We start from the raw sequence: 9,207 nt of genomic DNA, 5'->3' as shown, positions 1-9,207 counted from the left end.
TGTTAATTTTGAACTTTTATACAAAAAGAAAAAAGAAATAGCCCAATAACTTGGGCTATTTAACATAAAACCTCTTATGCGTAGTCGCTATGTTAGAATCAATTTCATCCATCTCTTTAAGCTGTAGGTGCTAATTTCAGACCTCCAACATATAACCAATAAGTAATAAAAAATAGTAATAAAATCAATAATAACTCTGGAATCTTTGAATATCTTAAATTTATTATTTGTAAAGAAATCCTAGTTAAAGATAGGGTGGTAATACTTATAGTTATTAAAAATACAATAAAAACAAATATTGCTGCGATTGCCCCACTTTCAGTTACCTTAAAAATATCCCTTCCATAAACTATTGTTAATGTTGCAAAAAGTGACCCTAAGGCTTGTTCACCTAGAAAACTGGTTATATTCGGAAATTTAATTTTTCCTTGAGGAACATCTAAGAAACTTAAGAAATCCTCTTCGGAAATTTTATTTTCTAATTTACTTAAGTATGGATAAGTAAAAAACAATAAGCAGAACAAATTTAAAAATACAATAAAAAACACATTTCCTGCGTTTGAGTAGTTGATATAGTTATATCCAAGAAAATTAAGAACAGTAAATATAAAGATGATCAGCCAAATATAATAGTGATAAAAAAGGCTTTTAAATCCAGACATTAGATTCTCTTTGAAAAATAAAAAGATTATACCTCATCGCTAAAAAAAATATTTTTCGTGATTTTTTTACACTTTTTCAATCTCTTTCATTGACTTGGTCTATATTGGTATCAGATCTAAAAGCATATTTTTTTATTCAAGAGATAAAATTTCATGAAAAAGACCGAAAGCATTTTAGAAGCCCGAAATAGAGTCATTCAGGCTCAAAGAGAAGCAGCAAAAAATCCAGATCATCCAATCAATGATGGGCTTAAAGCACACTTTGAAGAAAGGAAACAAAAGCTAGCAGCATTAAAGTCCAAATAGCTTTCTGTCACGATCTTCGGTCAAATACTGGTTCAGGTCAGCGAGTATTTTTTGTTTCTGCGCTTCATCTTCCATTTGTTTCATCAAGAAAGAACCCAACAAAATTTTACGTCTAGTGTCGTCCTTTCTTTCTTGCGCTTTTTGTTTTGCCTTTTCTCTTGCTAAAGCAGCCTGTTTTTGCGCTTTTAACTGGTTTAACTTCTCTTGTTGTTTTGCAATTTTCTGATCTAAAGATTCGATACCCATTGTGATTCCAAAGCCTTTAAAAACCATTCAAGCATAGGATACCTGCCATTGAGATTCAATGCCTTCCTAAGCTATAATGGTTTTCCCGAAGGGCGCACTTTCCCAAACTTAATTTCATTAGTTTGGAAGTACGAAAGGGATACCCCCTTTACCCCTAAAATTATTATTGGTTATTGTTGATTTTTAAAAGCGGAAAAAGACAAAAGAGAAAATGGCAATTTATCATTTTTCAGTGAAGAACATTAGCAGAGCAGATGGCCGAAGTGCCGTAGCTGCTGCTGCCTATCGTTCGGGTGAAAAATTGATAGATGAACGGCAGGGAAAGGAACAGGATTACACCAAAAAAACAGGCGTGGAACTCAAGAAAATCTATGCCCCTGAACATACACATCCTGAATTGCTAGACCGTAACCAACTATGGAACAAAGTAGAAAAAGTTGAGAGTCGCAAAAACTCACAACTGGCAAGAGAGTTTGAAATTGCTTTCCCGCAAGAACTCAATCAAGAGCAACGGCAAAAGATGCTTGATGAGCTATGTAAAAAAATTGTAGAGCGTCATGGGGTTGTGGTGGATGCAGCTATTCATGCCCCACATACTGCCAGTGGAAGCGATGAACGAAATTATCACGCCCATATCTTACTGACGACCCGCAGTATCAATGAACGTGGGGAACTAGGAAACAAAACAAGAGAATTTAACGATCACGGCAAACAACAGGTCGAACACTGGCGAGAACAGTTTGCCGAGTTATGCAATCACCACCTAGAACAAGTCGGCAGCCTAGAACGTGTCGATCACCGCAGTTACAAGGCACAAGGCTTAGGGCTTGAAGCCACACAGCACGAAGGCAGCAAGGTTACACAACTTCGCAGACAGGGCATAGATACTGAAATCAGCCTGAAAAACGATGCTATCAAGGTTAGAAATGCTGAAAAACTGGCAAATGAGCAATTAATTAAAGGGCTAGATCAAGAAATCATTCTGGCCGATAAGATTTTAAGCGACCTAGAGAGCCTAAAACGCCCACAAAGAGAGTTTGAGCAATCAGGACAAGCAAACGTACATATTGAGCCTAAAAACGCCTTAGAACGCAAAATAGAGCCATTCAACCCCATTCTTGACCACTTGCAGAAAGATTTAGAACAGGCACATGCGGAAAAAGCCGTTTTAATCGCAGAAATTGAAAAAATTCAGCAAACCTTGCAAGACATGGAAACTAACAAGCCTAAAGAGAAGTTTTTAGGGCTTATCACCACCTCTGAATTTTTGCATTGGAAAGAGGACTATTTAAAACTAACAAGCACCCTCGACACGCAAAAAAATAAGCTATCTGCTGCCACCTCAAATATTTGGCAAGTCGAGCGAAAAATTGAAAAAGAGTCTGAAAAATCAAAATCTTTTGATGAAAAGACAGAGAATAAATTAGATTTTAATACGTTATATCAATCTCTAAACCATGATCAAAAACAGGCATATAACGCTCTAAAAACCCAGCTTGAGCAAAGATTCAATAACCCGCATTTAGAGCAGAAATTGGCACAGGTACAAGCCAAATTTGTAGAAAAATATAAAGAAAATCCAAACTTTGCCGTACCACAACAAGAACCACAACAAGACTTAGTACGTGGTTCATCACAGGCTAAAGATTCTAGTAGAGGTCGTTAAGCCTATCCTTTTTGTCTTTTAATTAAGAATATTTAAACAATATCAATATTTTATTAGCGAGTGTCTACGAGCGACACAACGAAAAGTTGCGCCTAGACTCGTTGAAAAACCGTTTTTAAGTGCCTTGAATCCTAGAAAACTCATATTTCCATGCAGACATTAGCACCTAGACCGAGCGAAGCGAGTGAAAAAAACTATGAGCGAAGCGAATTCATAGTTGCTTTTATGGACTTCTCAATGTGATTAGCCAAAAAATTGCCCCAAAGAATCGAGCGAAAGCGAGATTCAATAGAGTTTGAGCGTAGCGAAAACATAGGGCAATTTTTCATGACAGTAGATAGTTATCCACAAGTTTTTTTAATTTCTTCCTTTTTTATTTTTTTTATTATTTTTAAATGTTTTTAGACCCCCTTCAAAGCTAATAGTCATAAGGGTTTGTGACTATTAAAGGGGACGGATTGTCGGTGAAAGGGGACGGATTGTCGGTGAAAGGGGGACGGATTGTCGGTGAAAAGGGGACGGATTGTCGGTGAAAGGGGACAAATAAGAAAGTTGTCCCTTTATTGATTGACTTAAAACTAGGACAATGTTAGAAAAGTCCTAATTAGTTTTAATAAGGACAATTTGTCGGGTGAATAATGATCTAGTTGTAATGGACAATTCCATCGTTAAAGCATCATATAATTTAAGTGTTAGTGAACAGCGTTTGCTCTTATCGGCATTAGCACAAATACCTAAAAACCAACCAATAGACCCTAAACAAGCGTATTACATTACAAGAGAGGACTTTATTAGGTTAGGTGCCAATGCTGATCAAGCAACAAGAGATATTCGAAACGCTACTAAAGATTTAATGAAAAAGACTTTACTCATTGAAACTAATGCAGGGATTTTAGAATTTCATTGGCTATCAGAGGTATTACGCTTTGATAAGAATGCAGATGCTCGATTAAAAGCAAAATATCCGAATCCAGAGGATTATAAAAATTATATAAATGGGTTGAGAAAATATAATTTATTAGAATCTTTGCCTTTTGGTCGACGTAGTGATGACATCGTCGCTAGACTTGTTTTTGATAGTCGAATTTTGCCTTTGCTTAGTGAATTAAAAGCGAATTTCACTCAATTTTTACTTGATGATGTTGCAAGTTTTGGCAGTGTTTATAGCTTCCGCTTTTATCAAATGATGATGCAATTTAAGTCAACTGGTTACTGTAAAATTAGTTTAGATGATCTACGGTATTCTTTAGCTTTATTCGATAAATACGAAGCTACTAAAGATTTAAAAAAACGTGTAATAGATACTGCTATCAATGAAATCAATGAGAAATCACCTTATTCAGTTAAATATGAACTGATAAAAACAGGACGTAAGTTTACACACCTAGAATTAAAATTTAAGTCGAAAAAGGGAAGTAAACCGACAGTAAAAGACTCTAAAAGAGATCCCCAAACACCTGATTTATTTATTCCAATGACAGATGCTCAACGTTATTTATTTGCAGCAAAACTTTCTGAAATGCCTGAAATGAGCAAATATTCTCAAGGTACAGAGAGCTATCAACAATTTGCTATTCGTATTGCTGACATGTTTTTGGATACTGAAAAATTTAGGGAGTTACTTCCTTTACTCAGAAAAGCTGGATTTCAATGACATTGTTAATTGAAATTGTTAAGTTAACAGTCAAGTATTAACACAAGTTTAAAACTGGTTTACATAATGAAAAAACTGTCAGTTTCAGAGTTGGCCAAGCTTTACGGATATTCAAGGCAAGCCATATATGCACATATAAACAAAGGGAATTTATCTAAAGGATCTGATGGCTTAATTGACTTTGTAGAAGCCTTAAGAGTTTTTGGGGAACCACAAAAAAAAGAGACTACTGTCAATCAAAGTCAATCAATTAACAGTCAAAACTTGACAGAAGTTGACTTACTAAAACGTCAAGTTGACATACTGGAAAAACAGTTAAATCAGGCATTACTTAGAGAAAATCAATCGCTAGAACGTGAATCATTCTATCAGGAACAAATCGAAGCCATGCAACGTCTATTGGAAGCACCAAAACCCCAAATCACTCAATCTGGTGATCATGGATTGGTACAGCCTGAACTAGCGGCAGAAGCAAAAGAAGAAGCGATAGCAATGCCACCTAAAGAACCTGAAGTAATCGAAAACAAGCGAATTCCTGTTCCTGAACACGTAGAGCCTGAACCAGAAAAAAGAGGCTTTTGGAGCCGTTTTTTTAGACCCTATGATTAACCACGATTGTTTAACTGATATGAACAAAGTTGTGAAACATTGATCAAATAATAGGCGTGGAACGTGAAAAATCATAAAAAAAGCCCGAACAGGGATGTTCGGGCTATAAACTAGAAACTACAGCATTGATTTATATAGATAATTATAACGCATTTCGTATAAGGTGTATTATGTTAATTGTAGAGATTCTTCAATATACACATACTATGACTAGTCTAATTTGATTCAATCCTAATATTACAATTTTGAATGTCCGTTTGTAGTCTGATGTATTTAATTTTCAATTGATTAATTTCTTTATCATTATCAATCTGATTAACTAATGAATTAATTTGCATTTTTCCTATTTCATCTTGATATTGAGTTCGTAATTTAGAGCAACTAATATCATTTTTTACAATAGTTTTTGCAGAATTTTCATTGACTCTGAGATATGTACGATCAGTTAATTGAAGAACTTTTCCATCATTAGACAACTTAAATGGAATTACTGTTGAACCATCTTTTAGCCCTAAAGTATCTTTTGTGATCTTTATTAACGTATATTCTGTTTTTCCTACATCTGGCATAACAATACTCTTAGCAATATCAATATTTACTAAATAATTGTTTTCATTATTTTTATAAATTTTCAATATTTCTGATGTGTTCTTAAATTGCCAGTATCCTAAATATTGATCATATGCATTTGAAAATGTAGAGAAAAGAATAATTGTTAATGTAAGGAAAATTTTTCTCATGCTTCCTCTAGTTTTAAGTACTAAATAAAATAAAGATTGAGTATTTCACAAGTTTTTAAGGTTTGGTTAGATAAATATTTCACGTCCATTTAACATAATGGTGGTTATACGCAATACACTTGTATATTAATATAGATATCAATTGCTTAATAGAACCATAAAAATCCAAAAAACATAAAAAAGCCGATTTTGAAACAAGTCGGCTTTTTTATGTTCGATTCTGTAATATTTTGCCAATAAAAAATGGAACAACTTTGCAAAATTTACAATTTTGTATTAACATTTTTGTATTAACAAAAAGCGATGCAACTATGGAAATTGAGTTTTCATGGGATGAGCATAAAGCAGAAACAAACCTCAAAAAACATGGTGTAGCTTTTGAAGATGCAACCTTAGTTTTTTATGATGCTCATGCCGTCTTCAAACAGGATCGCTTTGAAAATGGTGAATATCGTTGGCAAGCGATAGGTCTCGTACACGGGCAGACAGTTTTATTGGTGGCTCATACTGTACAAGATCATAATGGGATTGATCATATCCGTATTATTTCAGCACGACAGGCAGAGAAAAAAGAGAGGAAACAGTATGAGCAAAACCGTTACTTACAAAATGGATTTGAATAATCCTCCTGTTTTGTCTGAAGAACAAAAGGCAAGACTTGAAGCTTTGGCTAAACGCCCAGACAGTGAAATAGATTTTTCGGACATTCCTGAACTTGATGAAAGTTTCTGGAAAAATGCAGTGCAAAATCCATTTTACAAGCCGACTAAACAAGTAACTACGGTTCGCATCGATGCAGATGTCATGCAGTGGCTAAAAGCCCAAGGCAAAGGCTATCAAACACGAATGAATAAAATTTTACGGGATGCCATGCTAAAAGAATTAAAAAATCATCAATAAAAATGGGAGCTTAGGCTCCCATTTTTGACTGCGTATAACGTGTATTATGTTAATTTTAGGGAAACTAAGAAATCTTCACTAAACTAAGAGTAACGTAATGGAAATATGGAAACATTGCTGGAACTGTAAACATGAGACGCCCCAAAAAAGATCCTTTTTTAAAATTTTTCCTAGACCTATAGAAGGGTTTGTTAAAGACTCCAATACTGATATAGCGACAAGTATTTGGTCTATTTCAATAGATGCATATCAATTTTGTGAATGTAAAAAATGCGAAGCACCATTACTTCACATTGATACTTATCAATTAAAAAACAATGCTAATAATTTTGAAAAAATTCCTTTAGAACTTCAGGAATTGAATAACCGTATTAGTTCTAGTGGTCATTGTCATGAACATAAATATTTAAGTCTTTCCTATCCTAATTTTAATTCAAATACCTATCAAAATAGGAAATGGTCTTTCAACTTACCTGTTGAAGATATGTCTTTGTTTTTTGAAGTTATATGTGCTTATGACAAAGGATTTTTTATACTAGCACTTTCCGGAATCAGAACTCTTATTGATAGATATATAGTCAAGAAAATTGGGGATTCTGGATCTTTTAAAGATAAATTAAAAAAAATGCTAGAACAGAAATATATCAATCAAAAACAATTTGAGTTACTCGATACAGTGATTGAGGCTGGAAATGCAGCTGGTCATAGAGGATTCAGACCAGAAAAAGAGATGTTGGATAATTTACTCATGGTTGTCGAAGACATCATATCTTTGGAATACAAGACTTTGAAATTTGATGAGTACAAACAAGTGATTCCTAAAAGAGCCCAAAAAAATTAGAAGTGAAATCTTGTAGAGCCTATTTGATAAGAGATCATATAATTATATTAAATATATAATTTTTAGTACATTATCTATATAATTCCCCACACTCTGGGGGGATGGAGTAGGGTACATTGGTATCACTAACCTTAAATTGTTTTCACACATGCAAACTAGATGGTGGAAAAGACTTTATAATTCCAAGAGTTCCTTTTTTGAGTAGTTCTCAAGAAAAACAATGGCTTGGTCAAGGTTACTACCTATGGACAGATAGTGTTTTTTTTGCTCATGAATGGGGGAAAGATCACTATCGATCTAATTATGCTATAAATCAATTTGAAATTAATGTTCCTAAAGACCAGTTCTGGGATCTTGTAGGTAATGTTGATCACCAACTTGAGTTTATTAATTTTAAAAATAATTTTTATTGTTTACTTGATGAAATTGTTGACCAAGCTACTGAGGCAAAGAAGCAGAGGACTAGGCAACAAATTCAACGTTTAAAGCAACAAGGAATTAACGTATCTACTCTTTTTTTAGTATTAAGACGTTTAGACAAATTGGCTTATAAAGTGGTTAAGGCATCAGACATTAAATCTAAAAAGACTGAGTCTATTGAGTTTATAAAAGACACAGGTGGTGAATGTCTATTTTTACCCACTCGCCAACAAATTGTTGTTTACCCAGAATCATCAGATATGATAAATCATATTAGTTGGGTATATCCTTAACTCCACTAGGAGAAAGTTATGGCTTCATATTCAAAAGATTGCATTGAAACTGCAAAAGCTTGGATCAATGAAATCGATGACATTGATTCTTTTTTGGAAGAATTAATTGAAGTAAATGAGAAATGTACATCCTCTCCATCACTAGAGGAATTTTGTGCAAGTTTTTCATTGAATACGACAGAAAGTCTGATTGGTTCACCAATTGAAATGCTATTGCCAACAATAGATGTTCCAATTGAACCTTTATCAACTATGTCTATTCCTAATGATATATCAAAGATCCTAATTTCTCTTTCTATCGAAAGAAATAAAGAGTTTGTGAATTATGATTTTTCCTCACCATTGCCTTACGATTCTGTAGAAATGATTAGAAACTTCAAAACCCAAGAAGTTTCTAATCAATATCAATGTGCTGCATAAAATATGAATATTCAATTAACTTCAACTAAAGTTCTTTTCTTAAAAATACAGCCTGCTCAAGATGATTTTACTCAGCAAGAAGAAAAGTTTAGTTTTGATTACCAGGTTGAATTCCCTGATTCTGTAAGAGATAAATTTATTGTCGTTATTAAAGCCTTAATAGAACACCAAAGTGGTTATCACCTAGATACTATTTTCCTAGCAGAATTCAAAGTAGATTCTGAAATTAATGAGGATTTCAAAAAATCTAAATTTCCTTTTGTAAATGCTCCTGCTATTGCTTATCCATTTTTTAGATCTTTTATCGCTAGTAATTTTGTAAATTGCGGTTTAGAAGTGATGTATTTACCTTCTGTTAATTTTGAACTTTTATACAAAAAGAAAAAAGAAATAGCCCAATAACTTGGGCTATTTAACATAAAACCTCTTATGCGTAGTCGCTATGTTAGA

At 33.6% G+C, this 9,207-nt stretch carries 13 protein-coding genes; 10 read left to right on the top strand and 3 right to left on the bottom strand.

What is annotated here, in order from left to right:
- Positions 1-116 precede the first annotated feature (116 nt).
- Positions 117-662, bottom strand: coding sequence for a hypothetical protein (locus ACG9ZB_RS16190; protein WP_419326749.1), 546 nt, complete (start codon positions 660-662; stop codon positions 117-119).
- 153 nt (positions 663-815) lie between these two features.
- On the opposite strand from ACG9ZB_RS16190, the gene ACG9ZB_RS16185 reads away from it, so the two are divergent.
- Positions 816-968: a hypothetical protein gene (locus ACG9ZB_RS16185; protein WP_419326748.1), complete on the top strand. Its 153-nt coding sequence runs from the start codon at positions 816-818 to the stop codon at positions 966-968.
- On the opposite strand, the gene ACG9ZB_RS16180 is transcribed toward ACG9ZB_RS16185, so the two are convergent.
- Entirely contained in the window at positions 954-1,214 is a 261-nt protein-coding gene (locus ACG9ZB_RS16180; protein ID WP_419326750.1) for a mobilization protein, read from the bottom strand. The two genes, ACG9ZB_RS16185 and ACG9ZB_RS16180, sit on opposite strands and share 15 nt — an antisense overlap.
- A gap of 211 nt (positions 1,215-1,425) precedes the next feature.
- Between ACG9ZB_RS16180 and mobQ the strand changes: the two genes are divergently transcribed.
- From mobQ to ACG9ZB_RS16165, 3 genes are all read left to right on the top strand, one after another.
- Positions 1,426-2,880 (top strand): MobQ family relaxase, encoded by a 1,455-nt coding sequence (gene mobQ / locus ACG9ZB_RS16175; protein WP_419326747.1) that lies wholly within the window; start codon positions 1,426-1,428, stop codon positions 2,878-2,880.
- 631 nt (positions 2,881-3,511) lie between these two features.
- Positions 3,512-4,534, top strand: a complete 1,023-nt coding sequence (locus ACG9ZB_RS16170; protein ID WP_419326746.1) for a RepB family plasmid replication initiator protein — start codon at positions 3,512-3,514, stop codon at positions 4,532-4,534.
- 66 nt (positions 4,535-4,600) lie between these two features.
- Positions 4,601-5,143 carry a plasmid replication DNA-binding protein gene (locus ACG9ZB_RS16165; RefSeq protein WP_419326745.1) on the top strand — a complete coding sequence of 181 codons (543 nt, stop codon included), beginning with the start codon at positions 4,601-4,603 and terminating at the stop codon, positions 5,141-5,143.
- 215 nt (positions 5,144-5,358) lie between these two features.
- Here the strand turns inward: ACG9ZB_RS16165 and ACG9ZB_RS16160 are convergent, their stop codons facing one another.
- Positions 5,359-5,883: a hypothetical protein gene (locus ACG9ZB_RS16160; protein ID WP_253107559.1), complete on the bottom strand. Its 525-nt coding sequence runs from the start codon at positions 5,881-5,883 to the stop codon at positions 5,359-5,361.
- A gap of 311 nt (positions 5,884-6,194) precedes the next feature.
- On the opposite strand from ACG9ZB_RS16160, the gene ACG9ZB_RS16155 reads away from it, so the two are divergent.
- From ACG9ZB_RS16155 to ACG9ZB_RS16130, 6 genes are all read left to right on the top strand, one after another.
- Positions 6,195-6,506, top strand: coding sequence for a BrnT family toxin (locus ACG9ZB_RS16155; RefSeq protein ID WP_038350243.1), 312 nt, complete (start codon positions 6,195-6,197; stop codon positions 6,504-6,506).
- Positions 6,469-6,783: a BrnA antitoxin family protein gene (locus ACG9ZB_RS16150; protein WP_057069499.1), complete on the top strand. Its 315-nt coding sequence runs from the start codon at positions 6,469-6,471 to the stop codon at positions 6,781-6,783. The genes ACG9ZB_RS16155 and ACG9ZB_RS16150 overlap by 38 nt, the downstream gene beginning before the upstream one ends.
- Before the next feature lie 97 nt (positions 6,784-6,880).
- Positions 6,881-7,624, top strand: coding sequence for a DUF4145 domain-containing protein (locus ACG9ZB_RS16145; RefSeq protein ID WP_419326744.1), 744 nt, complete (start codon positions 6,881-6,883; stop codon positions 7,622-7,624).
- 197 nt (positions 7,625-7,821) lie between these two features.
- Positions 7,822-8,337, top strand: coding sequence for a hypothetical protein (locus ACG9ZB_RS16140; protein WP_419326743.1), 516 nt, complete (start codon positions 7,822-7,824; stop codon positions 8,335-8,337).
- A gap of 18 nt (positions 8,338-8,355) precedes the next feature.
- Positions 8,356-8,757, top strand: a complete 402-nt coding sequence (locus tag ACG9ZB_RS16135; RefSeq protein ID WP_419326742.1) for a hypothetical protein — start codon at positions 8,356-8,358, stop codon at positions 8,755-8,757.
- A gap of 3 nt (positions 8,758-8,760) precedes the next feature.
- Positions 8,761-9,159: a protein-export chaperone SecB gene (locus tag ACG9ZB_RS16130; protein WP_419326741.1), complete on the top strand. Its 399-nt coding sequence runs from the start codon at positions 8,761-8,763 to the stop codon at positions 9,157-9,159.
- Positions 9,160-9,207 lie beyond the last annotated feature (48 nt).

It is taken from the genome of Acinetobacter johnsonii, assembly GCF_048551975.1.
In the GTDB taxonomy this organism is placed as follows: Bacteria; Pseudomonadota; Gammaproteobacteria; order Pseudomonadales; family Moraxellaceae; genus Acinetobacter; species Acinetobacter johnsonii_A.
The sequence above is the reverse complement of the archived record's forward strand: the minus strand, read 5'-3'. Positions and strand labels throughout refer to the sequence as shown.